26 protein-coding genes are annotated in these 25,696 nt (G+C 66.2%); 13 read left to right on the forward strand and 13 right to left on the reverse strand.

Annotation, left to right across the window (positions count from 1 at the left end; all coding sequences use genetic code 11):
* Positions 1-230 precede the first annotated feature (230 nt).
* On the forward strand, positions 231-1,193 hold the full coding sequence (locus tag EWM63_RS13140; RefSeq protein ID WP_130186932.1) for an SDR family oxidoreductase: 963 nt from the start codon (positions 231-233) through the stop codon (positions 1,191-1,193).
* Between the two features lie 17 nt (positions 1,194-1,210).
* Complete coding sequence (locus EWM63_RS13145) at positions 1,211-1,603, forward strand: GFA family protein (protein ID WP_130186933.1); 393 nt, start codon at positions 1,211-1,213, stop codon at positions 1,601-1,603.
* Positions 1,604-1,635: 32 nt separating this feature from the next.
* Here EWM63_RS13145 and EWM63_RS13150 read toward each other — a convergent pair whose 3' ends face one another.
* On the reverse strand, positions 1,636-2,250 hold the full coding sequence (locus EWM63_RS13150; protein WP_165390819.1) for an outer membrane beta-barrel protein: 615 nt from the start codon (positions 2,248-2,250) through the stop codon (positions 1,636-1,638).
* A 227-nt stretch (positions 2,251-2,477) separates the two neighbouring features.
* The gene (locus EWM63_RS13155) at positions 2,478-2,774 is read right to left on the reverse strand and encodes a hypothetical protein (protein WP_130186935.1); all 297 of its coding nucleotides are present in this window, start codon (positions 2,772-2,774) and stop codon (positions 2,478-2,480) included.
* 58 nt (positions 2,775-2,832) lie between these two features.
* On the opposite strand from EWM63_RS13155, the gene EWM63_RS13160 reads away from it, so the two are divergent.
* Entirely contained in the window at positions 2,833-3,414 is a 582-nt protein-coding gene (locus EWM63_RS13160; protein WP_130186936.1) for a helix-turn-helix domain-containing protein, read from the forward strand.
* Here the strand turns inward: EWM63_RS13160 and EWM63_RS13165 are convergent.
* Complete coding sequence (locus EWM63_RS13165) at positions 3,411-4,586, reverse strand: aminotransferase class V-fold PLP-dependent enzyme (RefSeq protein ID WP_130186937.1); 1,176 nt, start codon at positions 4,584-4,586, stop codon at positions 3,411-3,413. The genes EWM63_RS13160 and EWM63_RS13165 overlap by 4 nt on opposite strands.
* Before the next feature lie 125 nt (positions 4,587-4,711).
* On the opposite strand from EWM63_RS13165, the gene EWM63_RS13170 reads away from it, so the two are divergent.
* Entirely contained in the window at positions 4,712-4,903 is a 192-nt protein-coding gene (locus EWM63_RS13170) for a hypothetical protein (RefSeq protein WP_130186938.1), read from the forward strand.
* A 24-nt stretch (positions 4,904-4,927) separates the two neighbouring features.
* Here EWM63_RS13170 and EWM63_RS13175 read toward each other — a convergent pair whose 3' ends face one another.
* The 5 genes from EWM63_RS13175 to EWM63_RS13195 all read right to left on the reverse strand — a co-directional run bounded on the left by EWM63_RS13175 (position 4,928) and on the right by EWM63_RS13195 (position 10,442).
* On the reverse strand, positions 4,928-6,508 hold the full coding sequence (locus tag EWM63_RS13175) for a hybrid sensor histidine kinase/response regulator (RefSeq protein WP_130186939.1): 1,581 nt from the start codon (positions 6,506-6,508) through the stop codon (positions 4,928-4,930).
* Between the two features lie 33 nt (positions 6,509-6,541).
* Entirely contained in the window at positions 6,542-7,357 is an 816-nt protein-coding gene (locus EWM63_RS13180; protein ID WP_165390820.1) for an alpha/beta fold hydrolase, read from the reverse strand.
* 61 nt (positions 7,358-7,418) lie between these two features.
* Complete coding sequence (locus EWM63_RS13185) at positions 7,419-8,501, reverse strand: MBL fold metallo-hydrolase (RefSeq protein ID WP_130186940.1); 1,083 nt, start codon at positions 8,499-8,501, stop codon at positions 7,419-7,421.
* Positions 8,502-8,562: 61 nt separating this feature from the next.
* On the reverse strand, positions 8,563-9,573 hold the full coding sequence (locus EWM63_RS13190) for a LacI family DNA-binding transcriptional regulator (protein ID WP_130186941.1): 1,011 nt from the start codon (positions 9,571-9,573) through the stop codon (positions 8,563-8,565).
* A 77-nt stretch (positions 9,574-9,650) separates the two neighbouring features.
* Positions 9,651-10,442 carry a polysaccharide deacetylase family protein gene (locus EWM63_RS13195; RefSeq protein ID WP_207221282.1) on the reverse strand — a complete coding sequence of 264 codons (792 nt, stop codon included), beginning with the start codon at positions 10,440-10,442 and terminating at the stop codon, positions 9,651-9,653.
* Between the two features lie 142 nt (positions 10,443-10,584).
* On the opposite strand from EWM63_RS13195, the gene EWM63_RS13200 reads away from it, so the two are divergent.
* From EWM63_RS13200 to EWM63_RS13235, 8 genes are all read left to right on the forward strand, one after another.
* The gene (locus EWM63_RS13200; RefSeq protein ID WP_130186942.1) at positions 10,585-11,427 is read left to right on the forward strand and encodes a glycoside hydrolase family 16 protein; all 843 of its coding nucleotides are present in this window, start codon (positions 10,585-10,587) and stop codon (positions 11,425-11,427) included.
* 192 nt (positions 11,428-11,619) lie between these two features.
* Positions 11,620-14,595: a TonB-dependent receptor gene (locus EWM63_RS13205; RefSeq protein ID WP_130186943.1), complete on the forward strand. Its 2,976-nt coding sequence runs from the start codon at positions 11,620-11,622 to the stop codon at positions 14,593-14,595.
* 131 nt (positions 14,596-14,726) lie between these two features.
* Positions 14,727-16,250: a tryptophan halogenase family protein gene (locus tag EWM63_RS13210; RefSeq protein WP_130186944.1), complete on the forward strand. Its 1,524-nt coding sequence runs from the start codon at positions 14,727-14,729 to the stop codon at positions 16,248-16,250.
* Positions 16,251-16,266: 16 nt separating this feature from the next.
* Positions 16,267-16,986, forward strand: coding sequence for a SapC family protein (locus EWM63_RS13215; RefSeq protein ID WP_130186945.1), 720 nt, complete (start codon positions 16,267-16,269; stop codon positions 16,984-16,986).
* Positions 16,970-17,974, forward strand: a complete 1,005-nt coding sequence (locus EWM63_RS13220; protein WP_130186946.1) for a cupin-like domain-containing protein — start codon at positions 16,970-16,972, stop codon at positions 17,972-17,974. Before EWM63_RS13215 ends, EWM63_RS13220 begins: the two co-directional genes overlap by 17 nt.
* Before the next feature lie 29 nt (positions 17,975-18,003).
* The gene (locus EWM63_RS13225; RefSeq protein ID WP_130186947.1) at positions 18,004-19,506 is read left to right on the forward strand and encodes a tryptophan halogenase family protein; all 1,503 of its coding nucleotides are present in this window, start codon (positions 18,004-18,006) and stop codon (positions 19,504-19,506) included.
* Positions 19,507-19,669: 163 nt separating this feature from the next.
* The gene (locus EWM63_RS13230; protein WP_130186948.1) at positions 19,670-20,185 is read left to right on the forward strand and encodes an energy transducer TonB; all 516 of its coding nucleotides are present in this window, start codon (positions 19,670-19,672) and stop codon (positions 20,183-20,185) included.
* Between the two features lie 137 nt (positions 20,186-20,322).
* Positions 20,323-20,847 (forward strand): SRPBCC family protein, encoded by a 525-nt coding sequence (locus tag EWM63_RS13235; protein WP_130186949.1) that lies wholly within the window; start codon positions 20,323-20,325, stop codon positions 20,845-20,847.
* Between the two features lie 89 nt (positions 20,848-20,936).
* Here the strand turns inward: EWM63_RS13235 and EWM63_RS13240 are convergent, their stop codons facing one another.
* Positions 20,937-21,284 (reverse strand): SDR family NAD(P)-dependent oxidoreductase, encoded by a 348-nt coding sequence (locus EWM63_RS13240; RefSeq protein WP_130186950.1) that lies wholly within the window; start codon positions 21,282-21,284, stop codon positions 20,937-20,939.
* A 79-nt stretch (positions 21,285-21,363) separates the two neighbouring features.
* Positions 21,364-22,263 (reverse strand): DMT family transporter, encoded by a 900-nt coding sequence (locus EWM63_RS13245; RefSeq protein ID WP_130186951.1) that lies wholly within the window; start codon positions 22,261-22,263, stop codon positions 21,364-21,366.
* 127 nt (positions 22,264-22,390) lie between these two features.
* Here EWM63_RS13245 and EWM63_RS13250 point away from each other — a divergent pair, with 127 nt between their 5' ends.
* Complete coding sequence (locus tag EWM63_RS13250; protein WP_130186952.1) at positions 22,391-23,278, forward strand: LysR family transcriptional regulator; 888 nt, start codon at positions 22,391-22,393, stop codon at positions 23,276-23,278.
* Between the two features lie 9 nt (positions 23,279-23,287).
* Here the strand turns inward: EWM63_RS13250 and EWM63_RS32810 are convergent, their stop codons facing one another.
* From EWM63_RS32810 to EWM63_RS13260, 3 genes are all read right to left on the reverse strand, one after another.
* Positions 23,288-23,419, reverse strand: a complete 132-nt coding sequence (locus EWM63_RS32810) for a hypothetical protein (RefSeq protein ID WP_259772504.1) — start codon at positions 23,417-23,419, stop codon at positions 23,288-23,290.
* Positions 23,419-24,633, reverse strand: a complete 1,215-nt coding sequence (locus EWM63_RS13255) for an MFS transporter (protein WP_229487880.1) — start codon at positions 24,631-24,633, stop codon at positions 23,419-23,421. The genes EWM63_RS32810 and EWM63_RS13255 overlap by 1 nt, the downstream gene beginning before the upstream one ends.
* A 111-nt stretch (positions 24,634-24,744) precedes the next feature.
* Entirely contained in the window at positions 24,745-25,695 is a 951-nt protein-coding gene (locus tag EWM63_RS13260) for a LysR substrate-binding domain-containing protein (protein ID WP_130186953.1), read from the reverse strand.
* Position 25,696: the final 1 nt, after the last annotated feature.

Below are 25,696 nucleotides of genomic sequence, written 5' to 3' on the forward strand. Positions count from 1 at the left end.
ATCTAAATGAGAATCACTCTCAATAATAGCTTACAATTTGCCAGTTTGTCGATGGCCCTTTCCGGGGATTGCGTTGCGGCTAGCCATCACGAACGTGTGCGGTGTTGCAGGTTGACTCCTGCATGGCCGTTGGACTGATGCCGGGCGAACACGGATTCAACCGCTGCGCCACGCCGAATGCGTATCGGGTAACTTGCACGACTCCCGCAATCGTTGAAAGGTGGTCAAGCATGAAGCAGGGCACTTTACGCGTCGTCATCACGGGCGCATCGAGCGGCATCGGTGCCGCGACGGCAGTCGCTTTCGCCAGGCAGGGCGCGCACCTGGTACTGGGTGCGCGCGGCAGGGAGGGGCTGGAGGATATCGCCAGCCGGTGCCACGAGGCGGGCGGGCAGGCAACAGTGCAGGTCGTCGACGTGACCGATACGGCCGCGGTGACGGCCTTCGCGGCCGATGCGCGGGCCGCGCTGGGCGGCATCGATCTGTGGTTCAGCGATGTCGGCATCGGCGTGGTCGGCAAGTATCTTGATGTGCCGATGGCCGATCACCGGCAGGTGGTCGACACGAACCTCGTCAGCCACATGAACGAGGCGCACGCCGTGCTGCCGGTATTCGTGGCGCAGGGCCACGGCATCTGGGTCAACATGATCTCGCTGGGCGGCTATATCACGTCGCCCTATGCGGCAGCCTATTCCGCCAGCAAGTTCGGGCTGCGCGGCTTCAGCGCGGCACTGCGCGGCGAGATGCACGACCATCCACAGATCCACATCTGCGACGTCTATCCCACCTTTGTCGATACCCCGGCGGTCTACCATGCCGGGAATTACACGGGAGCGAAGCTGACGTATCCACCCGGTGCGCTGGCACCCGAGAAGGTGGCGGACGCCGTGGTGAAACTGGCACGCCACCCACGCCCCAGCACGGTGATCGGCATGCCCGGACCCCTGCTGAAGCTCGGCGAGTTCGCCAATCCGCTCGCCGCGATGCTGATGAACCGCTTCATGGACAAGTGGTCGAAACGCGCGGAACCGGTGCGCGACACCACCGGCACGATGTACGCGCCGCCGGCCGGCGCCAGCGGCATCGATGGCGGCCAGCGCCGGCCCGACGGGCAGCGCAATACGGCACTGGTGGTGGGCGCCGCGGTGGTCGGCCTGGCGATCGGCGCGCGGCTGGTGAGCCGCCGCTCCTGAGCCCGGAATCGCGCGACATGGATCAGGTCACCGGTGGCTGCCTGTGCGGCAATGTGCGCATCGTGGCGGCAGGCGCGCCCCGTCGCGTGGGCGTCTGCCACTGCCTCGACTGCCGCAAGCACCATGGCGCGCTGTTCCATGCCTCGGCGATCTTTTCCGAGGCGGCGGTGACGATCGAGGGCGAGACCGGGGACTACGCGGGCAGGTTCTTCTGCCCGCGTTGCGGGTCATCCGTCTTTTCGCGCAGTGCCGATGAAATCGAAGTGCACCTCGGCGCGCTGGATGCGCCCGGCCAGTTCGAGCCGACCTACGAACTGTGGACGATCCGCCGCGAGCCCTGGCTGCCGCCGTTTCGTATGGCGCGGCACTACGTTCGCGACCGCGATGACAGCGGCCGCTCGGAAGACTGACTTGCCCGTGCTGCGAGGACCATCGCTGGCGCTCAAAAACCCATCTTGAGGTTGGCGCGCACGCCGGTGGAGTTGCTGTCCTTGCCCCATTTTTTCGCCGAGTCGCCATGGCGGCCGTACTGCGCGTCGATCGTCGTTTTTTCGTCGAGCTGGTATTGCGCGCCCGCGCCGACGTAGAGACCCGTATCCATTTCCTTTTCGCGAACCGGCTTGCCCGTTTCGCGCGCGATGCGCCGCGCCACGCTTGTCGGTACCGTCATCACGCTGTGGGCCTTGCCCACCTTGCCGAAGGCAACCAGCTTGTCGGTCAGCGGCAGCGAGTATTTCGCGGCCAGGTGGCTGCTGAAGTTGTTGATGTTCAGGCTGCCCAGCGGATTTTCCGGCTCCCACGGATCGATGCGGCGAAAGCCGCGGTCCATCAGGTAGACGTAACCCGCCTCGATGGCGAAGTTCGGCGTCAGCTGGTAGCCGCCAACGAGCCTCGGATTGCGCTTGAATAGCCCCTTGAACGCCTTGTCGTTGGACATGGCCCCTTCGTCCCGCCCGTAGGCGCGGGGGTAGGGCTGGTAAGCCTTGTCGAACGATTCCTGCATGGCCGATCGCTGCGTGGCATACAGGTTCGCCTGTTCCGGCGAAAGCGGCTCCATGAGCTGGGCGTGCGCGGAACCCGCGAAGAGGATTGCTGCTGCATGAACCAGCCAATGCGATTTCATCGTGCCTCCGTGTCGTGGTGATCGTCAGGCGGCAATGCTGGCACGGACTTGTTTTAAATACAAGGCCTGTGACAAGTCGTCACACACGCCATGCCGGGCGTGAAAGGTGTTCAGCGAAAAGGAACTGGCAGCCGGCCGACGTAGCACAGGGCCTGCGCCCGTCACGACGCCGCCCTCAGCCAGTCCCGCCCCTTTTCGTCCAGCGCCGCATCGATGACCTCGGGCGGCAGGCTGTACACGGTGGCCCAGGTGGCGCGGCCATCGGCGGCGTTGGACGGGAAACTCGTCGTTTCGATCGGCCAGTGGTACTTGCGTTTCAGCGCGCGGACGATGGCGGCAAGCGTGACGCGGCCGCGCAGCGGCTCGGCGCCCGCCTGGTCGGTGTTCGACAGCAGCACGGCAAGGACGGCGCCACGGGCAGTGCGCGGGCCGGGGAAGATCGGGGTTTTGCGGGGCATGGCCCCATTTTAGCGGCAGGAACGGCAAGGCGGCGGCACGGCTGTATACTCGCGCCCCATGGACATCAATCAAATCATCGCCCATCGCCTGCGCGAACTGCGTAACGCCCGCGGCATGACCCTCGCGGTGCTGGCCGAACACAGCGGCGTGAGCAAGTCGAACATCTCGCTGATCGAGCGCGGTGAAAGCAGTGCCACCGCGACGGTGCTCGACAAGCTGGCCGCGGCGCTCGGCGTGCCGGTGGCGTCGCTGTTCGAAAAGCCCGTCGACGCCACGTCACCGATCGCGCGCGCCGGCGAGCAACCCGTGTGGACCGATCCTGGTTCGGGCTATGTGCGCCGCACGCTGTCGCCCACGGTGCCTTCGCTGATGCAGCTGGTCGAGATCACGTTCCCGGCGGGTGCCCGCGTGGCCTATGAAACCTCGTCGCAGGACATCGACCGCCAGCTGTGGATGATCGAAGGGCAGATGGAGATCACTGTCGGCGACAGCCGCTGGGAACTGGTCGCGGGCGACTGCCTCGTCATGCGCCTCGACGAGCCGAGCACCTACCACAACCCCGGCACGGTTCCCGCGCGCTACCTGATCGCCCAGGTCATGCAGGCGCCCATCGTGCCCCGGACCGTCGTCGAGCGTTAACCTGCCAGTGCGCGGATCGCCGCCACCAGCGCATCGAGATCCGCGAGCGACGTGTAGAGGTGCGGCGTGACCCGCACGCATTCCTCGTCACCAATGCCGCGCACCACGGTGAAGATGCGGTGTTCTTCCATCAGCCGTTCTGCCACGGTGCGCGCGGCCATGCCGCCGATGCCGAATGACGCCAGCGCGCCGTGGCGGCGCGGGTCGGTCGGCGTGAACAGCCGCACGCCGAGCACGCCGCGCACCCGCGCCATCCAGTAGCCGGCGAGGTAACGCAGCCGCGCTTCCTTGTTGCGCGTGCCGATCGATGCGTGGAAATGTAACGCGTCCTCGATTGCCAGGATCGGCGCGGGCGGTACCGCGCTGAAGTGTCCAAGTTTCACGATGTCGCCGGGCGCATGCCCCACGTCGCCGAACAGCGGCGCGATATCGGCAATGCGCTCCCGGGCGATGTACAGCAGGCCCGTGCCGAGTGGCGCACCCACCCATTTGTGCAGGTTGAACGCGGCAAACTGCGCACCCAGCGCGGGCACCATGTAGTCGATATGGGCCAGCGAATGCGCCCCGTCGACGATGACGTCGATGCCGCGCCGGCGTGCCATCGCCGCGATCTTCGCCACCGGCATGACCTGCCCGGTGCGGTGCACGACATGCGTGACGTGCAGGAGCCGCGTGCGCGCCGTGATCGCGGCCTCGTACAGCGCCACGATTTCCTCGTCGCTGCCCGGATCGAGCGGCACGTCCACCGTTACCAGCGCCAGTGCCTCGCGCGCGGCCACCATGCCGAAGGTATCGATGGCGCTGTCGTAATCGTGCCGCGCCAGCAGCACCCCGTCACCCGCGACGAACGGGTAGCCCTGGATCAGGATGTTCAGCGATTCCATCGCATTGCGGGTGAGGAGCAGTTCGTCGCGGCCGGCACCCGTAAAAGCGGCCAGCGCCGCCATCACCCGTTCCAGCCGCTCGGGAAATCGCACGCGAAGGAAGTACGAATTTTCCCGGTCCACCTGTTCCTGGTGGCGGCGCAGCGCCTCCCGCACGGGAATGGCCGGCATGCCGAAATAGCCGTTCTCCAGATTGATGAAATCGGGCGACGGTGCGTACTGGTGCCGGACGGTGTCCCAGTAGTGTTCGTCATCCGGCGCGACCGGCAGTGGGCTTGGGTAGGGCAAGACAGGCTCCTTGGGTAGGAATACAACAGCGCGCGAAAATCCAGTATACAAGATTATCTCGTCCGGTATACTGGATTAGACAGTTAGCGAACAGTCAAGTTCGCGAACATCACAGGGAGGACAAGATGAAGAATAACGCCCTTACGCAGCAGGAAAGTGCTGAGGAAGCCGTTGCACCGACGTGGGAAGCAAGCAGCACCGCCCTGCGCGACAAGCCTTTGGCAGACGTTCCGGAACCTGATTCGCCGGCCGCCGAACCGAAGCGCACCGTGGTGCGCGAGCTGCACAGGATGTTCGCGCTGATCGCCATCCGCTGAGCCGGCGCGGCCCTGGCCTGCCGCTCAGCGGTCCGCCGCGGTTCCGGGCAGGATGTCGCGCAGGATGGCCAGCTCGACGGGCTTGGTCATGTGGTGGTCGAAGCCCGCTTCCAGCGCCCGCTCGCGGTCTTTCTGCTGGCCCCAGCCGGTGGTGGCGACCAGCTTCATCGCGGTGCCGCCGGGCAGCTGGCGCAGCAGGCGTGCCAGTTCGTAGCCGTTCATGTCGGGCAGGCCGATGTCGAGCAGCGCCGCCTCGGGCCGGAATGCGGCAGCGATCTCGAGGGCCGCGCCGGCCGTGTGCACGGTGCGCGTTTCATAGCCCGATACCTGCAGTGCCATCGCCAGCGTTTCCGCCGCATCGCGGTTGTCGTCCACGATCAGCACGCGCACCGCGTCCGTTGCCGCAGAGCGAGCCTGGCGGGTGGCCGGTTCGGCCGCGGGACAGGCCGCGCCGGCGGCCAGCGGCAGGCGCACCGTGAATTCGCTGCCCTGGCTGGCCCCGGCGCTGGCCGCGTCCACCGTGCCGCCGTGCAGCGCGACGATGCCGCGCACCAGCGCGAGGCCGATGCCGAGGCCACCTTTCGACCGTTCCAGCGCCGGTTCGAGCTGCGAGAACATGTCGAACACCGTGGGCAGCGCGGCGGCGGGAATGCCGATACCGTTGTCGCGCACGCGGATCTCGGCGATGCCGGGCAGGCAGGCGAGGTGCAGTTCGATGGCGCCGCCGTCGGGCGTGTATTTGGCCGCGTTGGTGAGCAGGTTGATGACCACCTGGGCCAGGCGCGTCGCGTCACCGTTCACCAGCACCGGCGGCTCGGCGGCAAAGACTTGCAGCGTGTGCCGCGCCGCCGTCATCAGCGGGACCAGGTCCTGCGCGGCGCCACGCACCAGCGCGGCCAGTTCGACCGGTGCGCGGCTCAACTGCATGCGGCCCTGCGTGATGCGCGACACTTCCATCAGGTCGTCGACCAGCCGGGTGAGGTGGCGCAGCTGCCGGTCGAATGCCCCCAGTAGGCGCGGGTCGGCATCGGCGCCCAGCTTGAACTTCAGCACGTCCAGCGCGCTGCGCATCGGTGCCAGCGGATTGCGCAGCTCGTGCGACAGCGTGGCCAGGAATTCATCCTTGCGCCGGTCGGCCGCCGACAGTTGTTCGTTGGCCGCCTGCAGCCGGGCTTCGGCCTCGCGGCGTGCTTCCAGCGCCGCCTCGGCCGCCTTTCGGGCAGCCAGCAATTCGCGCTCGTAGGCATGGCGGTCGGCAACCTTGAACAGGGCCCAGTGATCGAAGACGCCATCGCCATCGCTGCGGCGCGCGATGTTGATCAGCACGGGCAAGCGCTCCTTGCGGCGGTTGACCAGCGCGACCTGGATTTCCGCCACCGATCCCTGTGCTTCGAGGATCGGCTGGCAATGCGTGTGGTAGAACAGGCGGGCGCCCACCGGCAGCAGGTCGCGCATGCGCCGCTGGCCGACCAGTTCTTCCTCCGCATAGCCCAGCCACGCGCAGGCGGTGGCATTTACCTTCGCGATCAGGCCGTCCGTGCCGGTGACCACCAGCGCGCAGGCGGCGTGGTCGAACAGGGTATCGCCTGGCGGAACGTGGGCCACGTGGGAAGGGTTACGCAGTAAGGGTTACGCGAATCAGCGCAGGGTCTGCGCAAGAAACCCCTCGATGACGCGCGAGCTTTCCGTCGGCGCGCTCATGTGCGGGCAGTGGCCAACGTTGTCGATCACGTGCAGGGTGCTCCTGGGCAGGTGGCGGTGCAGGTAGTTGCCCACTTCCAGCGGTGCCACCAGGTCGTCGCTGCATTGCAGGATCAGTGCCGGCACGGTGGAACGGGGCACGTCGGCCCGGTGGTCGGAGAGGAACGTCACGCGGGCAAAATGCCGGGCGATCTCGGGATCGTTGCGGCAGAAGCTGTCGGTGAGTTCGGCGCGCAGCTCCGGGCGCCCCGGTGCGCCCATGATGGCCGGCGCCAGGCTGCTCGACCAGCCCAGGTAGTTGGCATCCATCGTTTCCAGCAGCTCGTCGATGTCTTCCCGGCTGAAACCGCCGACATAGTCGCCATCGTCGCGATCGTCATTGATATAGCAGGGCGACGGTCCGACCATGACCTGGGCCACGAACCGTTCCGGTGCCTTGATCGTGGCGAGCAGGCCGATCATCGTGCTGACCGAATGGCCCACGAACACCACCGGCCCGGTGGCGAATTCGTCGAGGATTTCCACCAGGTCGTCCGCATAGCCGTGCAGCGTGCCGTATTTGTCGCGATCGTAGGCCGACAGGTCGGAGCGGCCGCTGCCGACGAGATCGAACGAAATGGTGCGGAAGCGTTCGGCAAAAGCGGGCGCGAGGAAACGCCACATGGTCTGGTCGCAGCCGAAGCCGTGCGCGAACACCATGGTGGCCGACCCGTTACCCGCGACATGGACATTGTTTCGGGACTTTACGGACATGATGGACTTTATTGTTGGTATGGCAACGTTCGATTATACCTGAGCCGTCCGGCAGGGTGTTTCACGATTGGCGCGGCGCGCCATTCGCCTCCGCCGCCACCGGCATGCCCTCGATCTTCCACCGCAGCATGCCGCCCGCCAGGTTGGCTACTTGCCCGAAGCCCGCCTTGGCCAGCAGCACGCAGGCCTGGGCCGAGCGCACGCCGGAGCGGCAGACGGCCACCACGGGCCGCGCCTTGTCCAGCGTATCGAGGTGTTCGGTCAATTGCGACAGCGGTACCAGCCGCGCGCCCGGCAGGTGGCCCAGCTTGTCGATGAATTCCGTTTCCTCGCGCACGTCCAGGATCTGCGTCTTGTGCCCGTGTTCGAGCAATGCCATCGGCTCGATTTCCCACACGCCGGAAAAGCGCAGCGTCAGCGGCGCCCAGTCCGGCGCTTCGGCGGGCAGCGCGCCGCCTTCGGGCTGGCCGCAGCGCAGGTTGGCAGGAACGGCGACCGCGATCATCTTCGGGTGCGGCAGGTTCAGGTTGTTCATGTGGCCCGTGAAATCGCCCACGTCCACTTCGCCGCCCAGCCGCGGATTGAAGCGGCGCTCCTCGGCCACGCTGGTCACCGTGATGCCGCGGTAGTCGTGCGCCGGGTACAGCAGGCAATCGTCGGGCAGCGACAGGATCTGCCCGCGCACGGACGCGAACAGCGCCTGCGGGCTGCCGCCCTGGAAGTCGGTACGGCCGCAACCGCGGATCAGCAGGCTGTCGCCCGTGAAGGCCATGCTCGCGTCATCGAGCACATAGGTGAGGCAGCCGCTCGTGTGGCCCGGCGTGGCCCGCACGTCCAGGTGGCGCGCGCCGAATGCGATGCGGTCGCCGTGCCGCAGCGGGCGGTCCACCAGTTCCGCGCCTGCCGCCTGCGCCAGTGCGATACGGCTGCCGCAGCGCTGGCGCAGGCGCCATGCGCCGGTCACGTGGTCGGCATGTACGTGCGTGTCGAGTGTGGCCAGCAGTTCCAGGCCGAGTTCCTGCAGCAGCGCCAGGTCGCGCGGCACCTGCTCGTAGACGGGGTCGATCAGCAGCGCCTCGCCGCCATCGGCAAGCAGGTAGGTATAGGTCGAGGAAGTGGGGTCGAACAGCTGGCGGAAGATCATGGGGGCTCCGGTCTGGCCAGCCTCGTGAGCCGGCCGTGCGTGATGGGCTTGGAACCCCATTTTAGCTCCGCAAGTTCGCCACCGAAGCCCGCATCGTCACCGTCACGGGAAAATCGCGCTCGACCGGGCGTTCCAGGCCATAGCACAGCTTGAGCAGGGCATTGATGCCGTTCAGCGTCATCTGCCGCCACGGCATGCGCACCGACGTCAGGCGCGGCGCCGCATACTCGGCGCTCGGCGTGTCGTCATAGGCCAGCACGGACAGGTCCTGCGGCACGCGGATGCCCGCTTCCTGGAAGTGCGACAGCGCGCCCACGGCCATTTCATCGTTGGCGCAGAACAGCGCGGTGGGCTTGCGGCCGGAGGCCACCAGCGCCTGCGCCGCGGCCCAGCCGCTGGCCGGCGAGAAGTCGCCTTCGCGGCGCCACATCGCGGCGGTGTCGATGCTTGCGGCGGCCAGCTCCGCGAGGAAGCCGTCGATGCGGGCAACGCTGTCCTCGAGCTGCATCGGGCCGGTCAGCAGGGCGATGTCGCGGTGCCCGTTGTCCAGCAGCGTGCGCGCGGCCAGGCGGCCACCCAGCACGTGGTCGACGGTGAAGCACTGGTCCGGGATCGTGGCGAAGTTATGGTTCAGCGCCACCAGGCGCGACAGCCGGCTGCCGGCCACGGCGAGATCGTCTTCATCCAGCGCGCTGGTCATCACGACCAGGCCATCGCAACCGCGTTCGATGAGGAACTCGATGCCTTCGATCGCCTGGCGCCGCGCGTCGCCCAGGCCCACGCCGAACGCCACGACCATGTGCAGGCCGGCGGCGCGCAATTCGGTGTCGATGATCTGCAGGATCGGGGTAAAGAACGTGCCGGACAGGGCAGGGATGTACACGCCGATCATTTTCGACGAACCGGACAGCAGTGCCCGTGCCGCATGCGATGGCCGGAAGCCCAGCTCTTCGATCGCTTTCTGCACGCGTTCCAGCGTGGCCGGCGATACCGGTCCGCTGCCATTGATCGCGCGCGACGCCGTACCGAGGCCCACGCCCGCCAGGCGGGCGACGTCTTTGATGGTTGCCACTGGAATTCCTATTTTCGGCTGACAGAACGCCCACGAGCATACTGGAAGTCACCCCGTGCGCCAACCGCCAGGGCTTCCTAACGGCTCTTTGCATACTTCATGATGTTCAGGAACGTATCGGTCCAGTACACCTTGCGGTTCTCGGCCAGGTACTTCACCAGCTCTTCGTGCGCGGCGCTCGAGTTGGCGAGATGGTCGCCGCCGATGCCATGGAACGTGAACGAGATCATCGTGCCCTTGTCGGCCGCCTCCTTGACCATCGCGATCAGCTGCTGCCCGGTGAGCCCCACGGGAATCACGACCGGCACGAGGTAAGGGTCGAGTGCCGCCATCGATGGCACCGCGCCCCGGCCGATGCTGGCCTTGATCGCGACGAATTCGTTCTGGACGGCCGGCAGGTAATTCTGCCCGCTCGCCAGCAGGTCGCCGCACGGCGCGGTGAACGTGCGCTCGCGCCGCCCGTCGATCGCATGCAGCATCGTGTTGGCGAGGGTGACCTGGTCCTTCAATTGCGCCACGCTCGTCGTGTCCAGGTCGCGGTGCGGTTCCACCCAGCTGCGCTCCGGCTGCGAACGGCGGCACTGGTGGAACAGCGTGTGGTTGGCCAGCTCGTGGCCCGCCTGCGCGGCGGCGCGCCATTCGGGCAGGCGCTTGTCGATGGTGGGACTGGAGAGCGTCAGGTAGAACGTGCCCTTCACACCGTATTTGTTCAACGTGGGGATCGCATGATCGAGCTGCGAATCGGCGGCATCGTCATAGGCCAGGCTGACGGCGGCCTTGGCGCCGTTCGGCCAGTGGAACGTTTCGGCGGCGGCGGCGCCGGTCGATACGGCGGCGAGGGCCAGCAGGGTCCAGCAGGTTTTCATCATTTCGTACCCGGTTATGTGACAGGAACGCAACGCATGCTGCGATAGGGATCGTGGCGCGCGTTGCAGGAAAGGAGTGGAAACGTTACCATACAACGACATTCATCTTTGCATGCGCCCGTCGCGCCGTCAATCCGGGGACCCCATGGCTGCTCTGCACCGCTGCTCCACCATTGTCGCCTCCCTTGCTTCCTTTGCATTGCTGGCCGCCGCCGGCATTGCCCAGGCCGCGGAAACGACGGGCGGCAAGCCCGCCGGCTGGCGGCTCGCGTGGGCCGATGAATTCGACGTGGACGGCTTGCCCGATCCGGCGAAGTGGGCCTACGACACCAAGGCCAACCGCACCGGCTGGTACAACAAGGAACTGCAGTACTACGCCAGCGCGCGGCGCGAGAATGCCGAAGTGAAGAACGGCCGCCTGGTGATCACCGCCCGCAAGGAAGCGCTGGCGTCGATGCCCGATTACGGTGGCCAGGCCTACACGTCGGCACGGCTGGTCACGCGCGGCAAGGCCAGCTGGACGCAGGGCTTCATCGAAGTGCGTGCCAGGCTGCCGTGCGCGCCGGGCAGCTGGCCGGCGATCTGGATGCTGGGCACCGGCGGCAAATGGCCGGCCGATGGCGAGATCGACATCATGGAGCACGTGGGCCACAAGCCCGGCGAAATCCTCGGCAGCATCTACACGAACGCGCAGAACTGGCCGCGTGGCACGGGCAAGACCAGCAGGACGATGGTGCCCGATGCCTGCGAGGCGTTCCACGACTACCAGCTCACGTGGACGAAAGACCGGATCCTCGTGGGGGTGGATGGCCGCAACTACGCCGAACTCGTCAACCCCGGCGATGGCGACTACGACAAGTGGCCATTCGACCGGCCGCAGTACCTGCTGCTGAACCTTGCGGTGGGCGGCGACCTGGGCGGTGCCGTGCGCGATGACAGCCTGCCGTGGCGCATGGAAGTGGAGTACGTGCGGGTGTTCCAGCCGTGAGCATCAAGCGTCATGCGTGTCCGTGCTGCGCGCGGTTGCCGTATGAGTTTTTACAACAGTAGCGGCCAATAACAAATCTGTTCCGATTGACAATGCAGAGTTGCGAACCTACCATTGAGCGATCAAATATGGAAACGTTTCCATAATCGTCGCGGCAGCTGGGTAGAAAACCATAAGAACACAGGAGACCACATGCAATATCCGAAAACAAAGCAGAAACTGATCGCCCTGGCCGTGTCCAGCGCCTGCGCCGCCACCGCGCTGCCGGCGTGGGCGCAGGACGTGGCACAGGCACAGGGCGCCGACCTGTCGTCGTCGCAGCCGGTGCAGTCGGTGGTGGTGACCGGCATCCGCGCGTCGATGCAGTCGTCGCTGAACCTGAAGCGCAATTCCGACGGCATCGTCGACGGCATCGTGGCCGAGGACATCGGCAAGTTCCCGGACACGAACCTGGCCGAATCGCTGCAGCGCATCTCCGGCGTGTCGATCGACCGCTCGATCGGCGAAGGTTCGAAGGTCACCGTGCGCGGCGTGGGGCCCGACTTCAACATGGTGCTGCTGAACGGCCGCCAGATGCCCACGTCGAACCTGGGCGACCTGAATGGCCGCGCGTTCGACTTCGCCAACCTCGCCTCGGAAGCGGTGTCGCAGATCCAGGTGTACAAAACGAGCCGTGCCGAAACCCCCGCCGGCGGCATCGGCGCCACGCTGAACGTGATGACGGCGCGCCCGCTGGACCGCCCCGGCATGCTGGCCTCCGTTGGCGTAAAAGGCGTCTACGACAAGTCGGCATCGAACCTGCCGGGCGACGTCAAGGATGGCAAGCGGGTGACGCCGGAGATCTCGGGCATCTACAGCAATACCTGGAACGACAACATGTTCGGCGTGTCCGTCAGCGCCAGCTACCAGGAACGCAACCTGGGCTACAGCACGGCATCCGTGGGCAATGGCTGGAAGGGGCCGTACCTGGGCAGCGCCACCGGCGGCGGCACGATTCCCCAGCCCGGCGCGCCCGGCTCGGAAAACATCACCAACCGGCCCGGCGCCACCGATGTGTATTCGCTGCCGCAAAACCTGAACTATGCCTTCAACGGCGTGCAGCGCGAGCGCACCAATGGCCAGCTGACGTTCCAGTTCGCGCCGCGCAAGGACCTGACCACCACGCTCGACTACACCTATTCGCAAAACAAGATCCACACGCGCCGCCAGGACCTGTCGGCATGGTTCAACTTCGGCCCTTCCGCCTCCAGCTGGACCGATGGCCCGGCCGCCGGCCCGCTGGTGTACACCGAGTTCCTTCCTGCCGGGAGCAGCGATATCGCCATGGGCGGTGCGGACTTTGCCACCGTCAGCGAAAATAAGTCGGTCGGCTTCAATACGCTGTGGAAGGTCAACTCCGCGCTGCGCCTTGAACTGGACGTGCACCGCTCCACCGCCGAATCGCAGGCCGACAGCCCGTTCGGTTCGGACAACGTGATCGGCACCGCCTCGTTCAGCCGCGGCGACACCACGGCCGACTTCAGCCAGGACTTCCCCGTGCTGTCGATCGCCGGCGCCGATTTTGCGCGCGCGCCGCAGCAGGTCACCGGTTCGGCGTTCCGCAACGGCTACATGAAAGGCGAAATCAGCCAGGCCCAGTTCAAGGGCCGCCTGAAGGTGATGGAATCGTCGCAGCTGAACTTCGGCCTGTCCGCCACCAAGGTCGATAACCGCTCCGCATTCTCGACGATGCAGCGCGACACGTGGGGCGGCGCCAGCAGCCCGGCCGACTATCCGAGCAGCGTGTGGCACCCGGCGACCGTGCGCGGCTACTTCGACAAGATCGACGGCTCCGGCAATCCGGCCCTGTTCAACAACTTCTACACGTTCGATTTCGGCCAGGTGCGCGACCTGGCGATCAAGGCGTCCGGCCGGCCAGACCTGTATTCGATCAAGGACCGCTGGGATACCGACCAGCGGACCGAGGAAAAGTCCAAGGCGCTGTACCTCCAGTTCAATACCGACTGGGATACGGCACTGCCGATCCACACGGCCATCGGCCTGCGCTACGAGAAGACGGACGTGGTGTCTTCCGCGCTGGTGCAGACCGCGACCGGCATTTCCTGGGTATCGCAGAACGAATTCCCGGTGCAGTTCGGCGCCCCGGACTTCACGACGCTGACCGGCAAGTACAACAACCTGCTGCCCAGCATCGATACCGATATCGAACTGCGCCAGGACATGAAGCTGCGCCTGTCGTATGGCGAAACCATCGGTCGGCCCCGCTATGACCAGATCCAGGGCGGCACGGTGCTGACCGCGCTGGCGCGCGTGGATGGCGGCACCGGCACATCGGGCAACCCGGGCCTGAAGCCGGTCGAATCGAAGAACCTGGACCTGTCGTACGAATGGTATTACGGCAAGCAGAACTTCTTCGCGCTCGGCTTCTTCAAAAAGAACCTCGATAACTACGCCGGCGTGTCGCAGGTGAATGCCACGCCGTTCAACCTGCACACCCCGGTGGGCGGGGCATTGTGGAACCTGGCGCTGACCAATGGCTGCGCCACCGCCGACACCACGTGCATCCGCAACTACATCTTCCGCAACCATCCGACGGCAGCGGGTGTCACGCGCGGCAATGACGATGCCTCCGGCAACGCCACCGGCACCATCGTCGGCCAGCCGGGCGATCCGGTCGCGAACTTCCGCATCACGTCGTTCTCGAACCAGAAGAAGGCTAGCCTGAAAGGCTTCGAGGTGAACGTGCAGCACATGTTCGGCGACAGCGGCTTCGGGGTATCGGCCAACTACACATATGTCGATTCCGGCCTGGGCTTCAACAACGCCAGCGCCGGCGAACAGTTCGCGCTGGTCGGCCTGTCCGATTCGGCCAACCTGGTCGGCATCTACGAGAACGACAAGTGGAATGTGCGCGCCGCCTACAACTGGCGCGACAAGTTCCTGGCGTCGACGTTCGATGGCGCGGGCCCGAACCCGGTCTACACGGAAGCCTATGGCCAGTTCGACCTGTCGGTGGGCTTTGCGATCACGCCGCAGCTGTCGATGCAGTTCGAGGGCATCAACCTGACGAATGAAACGACGCGCCAGCACGGCCGTAACGAGCGGATGCTGGTCAATGCCACGCAGGCCGGCGCGCGCTATATGTTGGGTCTGCGCTACAAGTTCTGACGATCGTTTTCATACTATGAGAGGGGAGGGGCTCCGTGGGCGGCGGAGCACCTCCGATTTTTGTTTTCACGGTTAGTTTTTCGGTTAGACTAATTGCCACTCTCGTTGTTTGACTTGTATCCGGGTTCCTCATGTCCAGCCTGATCAATCACGTGGTCGTCGTCGGCGGCGGTTCCGCCGGCTGGCTGACCGCCGGCGTCCTCGCGGCCGACCATCCTGCATTGCGCGTGACGCTGGTCGAGTCGCCCGACGTGGCGCCGATCGGGGTAGGCGAGGGCACGTGGCCGTCGATGCGCGACACGCTGCACCGCATCGGCGTTTCCGAATCGGCGTTCTTCCGCGAATGCGATGCCGCGTTCAAGCAGGGCTCCCGCTTCAACGGCTGGCGCCATGGCGGCGGCGCCGACGATTATTATTTCCACCCGTTCGTGCTGCCGCAGGGCTTCGGCGAGGCCGACCTGGTGGCAAGCTGGCAGCGCGATTTTCCGGATGTACCCTTTGCCGACCTGGCGAGCTTCCAGCCGCACCTGTGCACGAACGGCCGGGCGCCGAAGCAGCCGGCCACGCCGGAATTCGCCGCCGTGGCCAATTATGGCTACCACCTCGATGCCGGCAAGTTCGGCGTCTTCCTGCGCAAGCACTGCCTGGAAAAGCTGGGCGTGCGCTACGTGCCCGACCATGTCATGGCCATCAACAGCCATGGGAACGGCGACATCGCCTCGCTGCAAACAAAGGAACACGGTGCCCTCGACGGCGACCTGTTCATCGATTGCACCGGCATGCAGTCGCTGCTGCTGGGCCGCCATTACGGCGTGCCGCTGCTGCACCGCAAGGACGTGCTGTTCAACGACTGTGCGCTGGCCGTGCAGGTGCCGTACGAGCGCGAGGACAGCCCGATCGCCTCGCAAACGACATCCACCGCGCAGCGCGCCGGGTGGATCTGGGATATCGGCCTGCCCACGCGGCGCGGCATCGGCCACGTGTATTCAAGTGCGCACACGAGCGACGAGCAGGCGGAAGCGGACTTGCGTGCCTATGTGGGCACGGACATGCCCGCGCCCCGCAAGCTCACGTTCCAGCCCGGCTACCGCGAGCAGTTCTGGCACCGCAACGTGGTCGCCATCGGCCTGTCCGCCGGCTTCATCGAACCGCTGGAAGCTTCCGCGCTGGCACTCGTCGAGATGTCTGCGGCAATGGTCAGCGACGACCTGCCGGCCACGCGCGACGCGATGGACATCGTGGCGCGCCGCTTCAACGATGCGTTCACGTATCGCTGGGAGCGCGTCATCGAATTCCTGAAGCTGCACTATGTGCTGAGCGGGCGTAACGACTCCAGCTACTGGCACGACAACCGCCGCGCCGAGACCATCCCAGCGCGATTGCAGGAACTGCTGGTGCTGTGGCGCCACCGGCCGCCGTCGCGCCTGGACTTCAACCGCATCGAGGAAGTCTTTCCATCGGCCAGCTGGCAGTACGTGCTGTACGGGATGGGCTTCCGGCCGGACCGCGAACGCATCACGCGGCGCGGCTCGACGGGCAATGCCGACGGCTACTTCCGCGAAGCCGCCGAGCTCACGCGCAAGATGCTGCGCGCGCTGCCGTCGAACCGCGAATTGATCGACCACATCCGCCTTCACGGGCTGCAGAAAATCTAGAACAGACGAGACACGCATGACGAACCACGTTTTACTGAACAACGTCCAGCACAAGGACCTGAAGGTCATCACCCGCCACGGCCCCGGCCTGGGCGACGAGCAGATGTACGCCGCCACCTTCCCCGCCGAATTCCGCACGCTGCAGGCGCACTACCCGATCGTGTTCCGCAAGGCCGAAGACGGCCGCACGTTCGAGCCGATCGCGCTGTTCGGTTTCCAGGCCGGCGAAAACCTGTTCCTGAAGGCCGATGGCTGGGACGCGCCGGAAATCCCGCTGATGATCGAGCGCCAGCCGTTCCTGATCGGCCGCAACGGCGACGAAATGCTGGTGCACGTGGACCTGGACAGCCCGCGTGTCTCCCGTACCGAAGGCGAGCCGGCCTTCCTGCCGCACGGCGGCATCACCGAATACCTCGAACGCGTCAACTCGATGCTGTTCACGATCCACGAAGGCTTGCAAAGCAACGTGGGCTTCGTCGAGGCGCTGCTGAAGCACGAGCTGCTCGAATCGTTCGTGTTCGACATCGAACTCGATGACGGTTCGCAGAACCGCCTCGCCGGCTTCTACACGATCCACGAAGAGCGCCTGCATGCCCTGGATACCGAAGCGATCGGTGCCCTGCACCGGGCCGGCTACCTGCAGCCGATCCACATGGTGCTGGCTTCGCTGTCGCAATTCCGTGCGCTGATCGATCGCAAGAACCGGGAGAACCGGCAGCATGCTGCCGGTCGCTGAACTGCGCGGCCTCACGCCGCGCGACCTGAACGACCGCATCCTGACGTCGACGCAGCCGCTGCTGCTGCGCGGCCTCGTGGCGCAGTGGCCGATGGTGCGCGCGGCGCTGGAATCGCAGGAAGCGGCCTCCGCGTACCTGAAGCGCTTCTATGCCGGCGGTCCCGTCGTGGCCATGCTCGGCCTGCCCGATATCGGCGGACGGTTTTTCTACAACGACGACATTTCCGGCTTCAACTTTCGCCCCGTGCACGCGCCCCTGAATGGCGTGCTGGACGAACTGGAAGCGCACCGCAACGACGAGCAGCCGCCGGCGATCTATGTGGGCTCCACCACGATCGATGCGTGCCTGCCGGGTTTCCGCAGCGAGAACGACGTCGACCTGGGGAAGGACCGCGATCCGCTGGCATCGATCTGGATCGGCAACCGCACGCGCATCGCTGCGCACTACGACGCGCCGGACAACCTGGCCTGCGTGACGGCGGGCCGGCGCCGCTTTACGCTGTTCCCGCCCGACCAGCTGCCGAACCTGTACGTGGGGCCGCTGGACTTCACCCCGGCCGGCCAGGCGATCAGCCTCGTCGACCTGCATGCGCCGGACTTCGAGCGCTTCCCGCGCTTTGCCGAGGCGCTCGAGCATGCACAGGTGGCGGAGATGGAGCCGGGCGATGCGCTGTTCATTCCCAGCATGTGGTGGCACCACGTCGAGGCACTGGAAGCCTTCAACGTGCTGGTGAACTACTGGTGGCGCCAGTCGCCCCACTACATGGACACGCCGACCAATGCCCTGATGTACGCGATCATGACGATCCGCGACCTGCCACCCGAGCAGCGCAAGGCGTGGGAAGGCCTGTTCCGCCACTACGTGTTCGAACAGGATGACGACACCGCCGCCCACATCCCGCCGGCCGCGCAGCGCATGCTGGCGCCGATGACCGAGGACATGGCGCGCGCGCTGCGCGCCCAGCTGCTGAAGCGCATGAACCGCTGAGCGCATTACAAGACAAGAAGGAGACGGACATGGAACAACAACGCTTGACGAAGCCGGTGCGCCGCGTGGTGATCGCCGGCGGCGGCACGGCCGGGTGGATGGTGGCCGCGGGGCTGTCGAAATCGCTGGGCCGGCTGCTCGACATCAAGCTGATCGAGTCCGACGAGATCGGCACGGTCGGCGTTGGCGAAGCCACGATCCCCACGCTGATGAATTTCCACCACCTGCTGGAAATCAACGAGCAGGAATTCATGGCCGAGACGATGGCCACGTTCAAGCTGGGCATCAGCTTCGAGAACTGGCGCGACGTGAACGAGGATTACATCCACTCGTTCGGCACCACCGGTACGGACCACTGGACGGCCGGCTTCCAGCACTTCTGGCACAAGGGCCGCGAGCGCGGCATCGCCGGCGACTATGGCGACTACTGCCTGGAGCTGAAGGCGGGGCTGCAGAACCGTTTCGCGCACCTGCCGAACAACGGCATGAACTACGCTTACCACATGGATGCGGGCCGCTATGCGAAATTCCTGCGCCGGTTTTCCGAGCGCTTCGGCGTGCAGCGCGTGGAAGGCAAGATCGCCGAGGTGCGCAAGAACCTGGTCAGCGGCGACATCATCGCCCTGCGCCTCGACTCGGGCGCGGAGCTGGAAGGTGACCTGTTCATCGACTGCACGGGCTTCCGCGCGCTACTGATCGGGCAGACGATGGGCGTGGACTACGACGACTGGTCGCACTGGCTGTTCAACGACAGCGCGGTGGCGCTGCAGACGAAATCCGTGCGCGACGCCGTGCCGTACACGCGCTCGATCGCGCGCGACGCCGGCTGGCAGTGGCAGATCCCGCTGCAGCACCGCGTGGGCAATGGCATGGTGTACTCGAGCCGCTACACGGACGACGAATCGGCGCTGCGCACGCTGCAGGCGGCCGTCGACGGCGAAGCCTTGACCACGCCGCGCGTGATCCGCTTCACGCCGGGCCAGCGCAAGCAGACGTGGAAGGGCAACTGCGTGGCCATCGGCCTGGCCAGCGGCTTCCTGGAACCGATCGAATCGACCAGCATCCACCTGATCCAGCGCGGCATCATCCGGCTGATGCAGATGTTCCCGCAGGATGGCATCAGCCAGGCCGACATCGACGAATACAACCAGCAGGCCGACTACGAGATCAAGCACATCCGCGATTTCATCATCCTGCACTACACGGTGACGAACCGCCGCGACACCCCGTACTGGCGCGACGCCGCCACGATGAAGCTGCCGCCATCGCTGCAGCACCGCATCGACCTGTTCCGCGATACGGGCCGCGTGTTCCGCGTGCCGAACGAGCTGTTCGCCGAAAACTCGTGGATCCAGGTGATGCTGGGCCAGGGCATCCTGCCCGCCTCGCACCACCAGACGGCCGACCTGATGGGCGACAAGGAACTGGCCCACTTCCTCGGCAACATCAGCGGCACCATCGACCGCACCGTCGCCCAACTGCCCTCGCACCAGAAATACGTCGAGCAATACTGTTCCGGCACAGGGTGGTAAAACAACAACAGGGACAGTCCCTCCAAAGGGGACTGTCCCCGGTGTTGTTTTGTAACCAGCTCGACAATAGTAATTCCGAATATTCATTGCTTCGTGACAAAGTGTGAGTTTTCGGTCAGCGGCGATGCGTTATAAACACGGCATTGTCATTCTGGAGTTCATCTTGCGAATCACCCTTGTACTTGGCGCCTTGCTGGCGCTGTCGACCGGCCTTGCCCATGGGCAGGAATACACCATGAAAGCGGAGGAGGCGCAGACTGGCTCGCACTTGAAGCGCAATACGACGCGCCTGCATTTCCCGCCGGACAAGACCTATGCGGAGTTGCCGGAAGCGGACAAGGCCCGGATGCGCGCCATGTACGAGGCGATGGGCCCGAACGACGAACCGCCCTATCCATTGCGCGGCTATGGCAAGCTGCTGCGCTCGATCTCCACTGCCGGCGGCGCGCTGCAGGTCGAGGGCGTGATCGAGATGGGCGTCATCGTGGGCACGGACGGCCGCGCCAACGAAGTGAAGGTGTACCGCTCGCCCGATGCGAGGACCACCACGGCCATGGCCAGTGTGCTGATGCTGGAAAAATACAAGCCGGCCGTGTGCGACGGCAAGCCCTGCGTTCAGGAATTCCCGTTTGCCATGGAATTCAACCTGGAAAATCAACAGCTGAAAACTTACCGGTGATCTGCTACATTGTCAAAAAGCCAATGAGCAATTGATTTTCAGGGATGCACGGACCGCCCGGTATCGTCGTCCGCAGCGAAAGCGCCCTGGCCGCCAGGGCAACCACCTCACTGGGCTGCAAACCAAGGAGAACGAGCATGGCAAACGCCGAGCAAGTCGCACTGACCATCCGCCGCGCATTCGACGCGCCGCGCGAGCTGGTGTTCACCACGATGACGGACCCGGAACACCTGCGGCACTGGTGGGGTCCGAAGGAATGCACGATCACGGTGGAGCGCGCCGACGTGCGCCCCGGCGGCGTCTTCCACTACTGCATGCACCCGCGCGATGGGATGGCCGGCATGGACGTGTGGGGCCGTTTCGATTTCCATGAAATCGAGCAGCCGCACCGCTTTGTGTTCGTCAACGGCTTTGCCGACGAAGCCGGCAACCGCATCCGCTACCCGCTGCTGCCCATGTGGCCGCTGGAAGTGCGCAATACCGCCACGCTCGAAGAAGACAACGGCAAGACGACCCTCACGCTGCATTCGGCGCCGGCGAACGCCAGCGACGCCGAATGCGCCACCTTCTTTGCCGCGCATGCCTCGATGCAGCAGGGCTTCGGCGGCATGTACGACGTCTACGAGCAGTACCTCAAGACGGTACAGGCCAGCGCGGAATAACCCAGTCGCCGCCCCCGTGGCGGCGTCCCGCGCGCTTATTGCTCATCCTTCTGCACGTCCTTCCGCGCGTTTTCTCTTGCATTTTCCGTTCAATGCGCGCGCGATGACCGCCCTCCACGCCAGTGGAGCCCGGCATCGGCTGGTGCACGGCGTTGCACGTCTTCCTGGCGGCTGACGTCCGTCGTCACCACCAGCGGCGTGCCGCCGCGCGCGGAAGCTTCGGCCGCCACGGCCTGCAAGGCCTCGGTGCGGCGCGCGGCCAGCACCACGTTGGCCCGCATGGCGGCCAGCTCCAGCGCGACGCCCTTGCCGAAACCGCTGGAGGCGCCGGTGATCACATAGGTCTTGCCCGCCACCGAATCCCGTTCATCGGCGGATAGCACGGTGCCGCAGCCGGCCAGCTGAATGGCAAACATCAACAGCATCAGGTAGCGCATGGTCCTTCCTCCTGGAAGGCGCCATGATAGGAAGATCGGAGGCCATGCCGACGCACGATACCAACCGGAACAATCCGGCTCAGCGGTTCGTCAGCGTCACCCCTGCCGCCACCAGCACGCCACCGGCCACCATCGAGGCCAGCACCTGCTCGCCCAGCAGCAGCGCCGCCAGGCCGATGCCGAACACGGGCACGAGGTTGTTGAACACGGCGGTGCGCGAAGCACCGATCGCCTTCACGCCTTCGTAGTACCAGACAAAGCCCAGCACCGTGCCGAACGCGCCCAGGTAGCCGAGGCTGGCCCACACCTGCCAGCCGATGCCGCTCCACTGCAGCGCCACCAGGTCGCGCCCCGCGCCCACCAGCAGGAACAGCAGGCCCCACAGCGCCGCATACGTGGTGGCGGCCACCGGCGTCAATCCCTTCAGCGCGGCGCGGCCCACCAGCGTGTAGGCGGCCCAGCTGCTGATCGCGCATAGCATCAGCAGCTCGCCCTTGCCCAGCGACTGGCCGATGTCGTGCAGCGCCGCCACGGGATCGCCGCGCGTGATGACGATGGCCGCGCCCGCGAACGCCAGTGCGATGCCGGCCCACTTCACGGCATGCAGGCGTTCGCGCAGCAGCACGGCCGCGGCCAGCGCGGTCACGATCGGGTTCAGCGCGATGAACAGCGCCGCGCGCCCGGCCGGCATGGTGCCCAGTGCGCCGAAGAAGCACAGGTTGTACAGGAAGATGCCGGTCAGGCCCAGCGCCGCCGTGGCCGCCACCTGCTTGCCGGTCAGGCGTGGCAGGCCGCCTTCCTTCTTCCAGGCGACGAGCAGCAGCAGTACCACCGCCACGGCAAAGCGCAGCGCGGCGGCCGTCATCGCCGGCAGCGCATGCGCGACGATGCGCCCGGCGATGAACGTGCCGCCCCAGAACAGGGTGACGAGTACGAGCTTGCCGTACACGAGGTTGTTTTTTACGAGGGAGTCGGTCATGTTGTGCTTGCATCGGAGGTTCGGGAAGCCATACAGTATTACTTATCCAAACTCATAGGCAAATGAGCAAAAGCTCATGGGCAGTGTTGATTCTCCAGGTATTTTCCATGACTCTTCCAGGGCAACCATGACATTCACCCAGCTGGAAATCTTCGTGATGGTGGCCGAGATGCGCGGCTTCACTGCGGCCGCGCTGCGCCTCGGCATCAGCCAGTCGGCCGTATCGCATGCGATCCGTGTCCTCGAACAGGAGCTGGACGTGCAACTGGTCGAGCGCCAGCAGGCCGCCGTCGAGGTGACGGAGCTGGGTGGGCGCCTGCTGCTGCGTGCCCGCGAAATCCTCGGGTTGCAGGAAGCGATGCGCCAGGATGCGGCCGTGGCGCGCGGACTGAACCAGGGGTTGATCCGCATCGGCTCGTTCGGCCCCACGTCGTCGCTGAAACTGCTGCCGGCGATCCTGAAGGCGTTCCGTGCCCGCTATCCCGGCATCGAGGTGCAGATCGACGAGGGGCCGGATGCGGCCGTCATCGGCTGGGTGGCGGACCGCCGCGTCGACGTGGGCTTTGCCGTGCTGCCGGACGACCGTTTCGACACCGTGCCGCTGGTCGAAGACCAGCTGGTGGCGCTGGTGCAGCGCGACCATCCACTGGCGGCGAAGCGCGCCATCACGCTGGAGGAGCTGGTGGGACTGCCGTTCATCATGCCCGAGCAGGGGTGCTCGGCACTGGTCGAGCCGCTGTTCGCTAACGCCGGCCTGGCACCGCACGTGCGCTACCGGATGTCGCAGATGGTCACGGTACTGGGCCTGGTCGACAATTGCGATGGCGTGACCGTGATGCCCGAGCTGGCGCTGCCGCACGCGATGGCCGAAACGCACCCGCGTGTCGTTGCCCGGCCGCTGCGGCCGATGGTGCGGCGGCGCGTGGGCCTGATCCTGCGCAACCTGTCGCGCGCCGCGCCGGCGGTGCAGGCATTTGCCGAGATCGCGCGCACGGCCGCGAAAGCGGTCCGCTGAAAATTCCTGTCAGCACAAGGTGAAGAGCGCCCCGATGGCGAGCACGCTGGCAGGTGCCAGCAGGGCATGGGTGGCCCACGCGCAGACAGCACACAGCACGATTACGGCTGCGGCAAAGGCCAGGGGTTCGCGCCGTTTCATCAGGCCATCCGCAATCGCGCCACGGCGCGGTCGTCGATCGGCCAGTGCAGGGCGGCCGCGGCCAGCCCGACCAGGGCCGACAGCAGCCACATGGCGTCGTACGAGCCGGTGGCATCGAACACGGCGCCGCCCAGCCACATGCCGAGGAAGCCGCCCAGCTGATGGCCGACGAACACGAAGCCGAACAGCGTGGCGAGGTACTGCACGCCGAACACCTGCGACACGAGGCCATTCGTCAGGGGCACCGTGCCGAGCCACGTCAAGCCCATCACGAACGCGAATACGTAGACACTGGCCGTGCTGGCGGGCAGCAGCGCGAACGCGAGCAGCGCGCCGGAGCGCACGAGGTACAGCCCGGCCAGCACGTACTTGCGCCGGTACAGGCCGCCGAGCTGGCCGCACAGGTAGGTACCCGCCACGTTGGCCAGCGCAATGATCGCCAGTGCCGCCACGCCCGTGTGCGGGCCGAAGCCCTGGTCCACCAGGAAGGCGGGAAAGTGGCCGGCGATGAATGCCAGCTGGAAGCCGCAGGCGAGAAAGCCCGCGTTCAGCAGCCAGAACCCCTTGTGCGACAAGGCTTCGCGGATCGCGCCGGTCATCGACTGCGGCTGCCGTTCCGGCACCCGGTCCTGCCGGTCGTCCAGTGGCCATGCGAGCGGTAGGGCGAATGCCAGCACCAGGGCAAAGACCGACAGTGCGGCGATCCAGCCCAGGCCGCCGATCAGCTGCTGCGTGGCGGGCACCATCGCGAACTGCCCCACGCCACCGACGGCGCCGGCCATGCCCAGCGCCCAGCCGCGCCGCTGCGGCGGCACGATGCGGCTGATGGCGCCGTACACGACGCTGAACGTGGTGCCGGACAGTGCCACGCCGACCAGCAGCCCGGCCGACAGCGCGAGCTGCACGCCGGTGGCGGCATGCGCCATCAGGTACAGGCCGAGCGCATACAGCAGGCAGCCGCCGGCCAGTACCCGGCGCGCGCCCCAGCGGTCGGCGATCATGCCGGTGAACGGCTGCGCCAGGCCCCACACCAGGTTTTGCAGCGCGATCGCCAGCGCGAACGCTTCGCGGCCCCAGCCGCGCGTGCCGGTCATCGGCAGCATGAACAGGCCCTGCACGTGGCGCACGCCCAGCGCCAGGCCGACGATGACGCCACCACACAGCACGGCGGCCAGCGGGGAGCGCAGCGCCTTCATGGTCGTCCGGATATCCATGCTTCCTCCTTTGGAATCCCCAGCATAGCGTCGCGCCTGCCCATGGCACCAGTGACAAATGGACATGCGATCCATGCGTCGGGCGCATGCGGCCGATGGGAACCGGTGCCGTCAGGCCGGTTGCGCCGTGCCGTTGCCGCCCGCCTCGGCCAGCTGCGCCAGTTCGCGTGACGTGAGCGCCACCTGCCCACGCAGCCAGTCGTGCACGAGCGCGACTTCGCGCCGCGGTTGCTGCGTGGCCTGCAGCAGCCAGTAGGCATGCCCGGTGCGCATGCGCCGGCCCATCTGCGCCACCAGCCGCCCATCCTTCAGCATCGGCAGCACGAGGGCCAGCCGGCCCAGGGCCACGCCATTGCCTTCGACTGCTGCCGCGATCACCTGGTCGTAATGGTTGAAGTGCAGCGTGGCCCGGGGCCGGTGCGGCAGGCCGTGACGTTGCAGCCACGGCGTCCAGTGCAGGAAGGGGCGGCCGGCATCGTCCAGGTCCAGCAGTACCTCCCGCGCGAGCGCTTCCGGGGCGGCAAAGGCGGTGGCGGCGATCGTCGGGCTGGCCACGGGCGCCACGTCCTCGTCGAACAACCGTAGCGCATCGGCTGGCACGGCGTCAGGCGGCGCATAGCGGATCGCCAGGTCGACGCCTTCGCGGCGCAGGTCCATCAGGCGGTTGCTGGTGGCCATGCGAATGTCCACGTCCGCATGCGCCGCCTGGAATACGCCCAGGCGCGGCAGGATCCACAGGGCAGCCACGCCAATGCTGGCCGAGATCGTGACCGGCTGGGGGAGTTCCCGTTTCAGCGTATCGGCCAGGCCGGACAGCTGGTCGAGCCACGGCGAAGCGAGATCGAACAACTGCTGGCCGGCCGGTGTCAGCGCGATCGTGCGGTTGCCGCGCACGAAGAGCGGCGTGCCGAGGCGCTCCTCCAGCGCCTGGATCTGGCGGCTGACGGCCGATTGCGTCAGGCACAGGTCATGCGACGCGGCGGTGATGGAAAGGCGGCGCGCGGCGGCCACGAAACCGCGCAGCGCATCCAGTGGCGGCAGGTTCAGCAGCGGATGAGGCATG

Source organism: Pseudoduganella lutea (assembly GCF_004209755.1).
In the GTDB taxonomy this organism is placed as follows: Bacteria; Pseudomonadota; Gammaproteobacteria; order Burkholderiales; family Burkholderiaceae_D; genus Rugamonas; species Rugamonas lutea.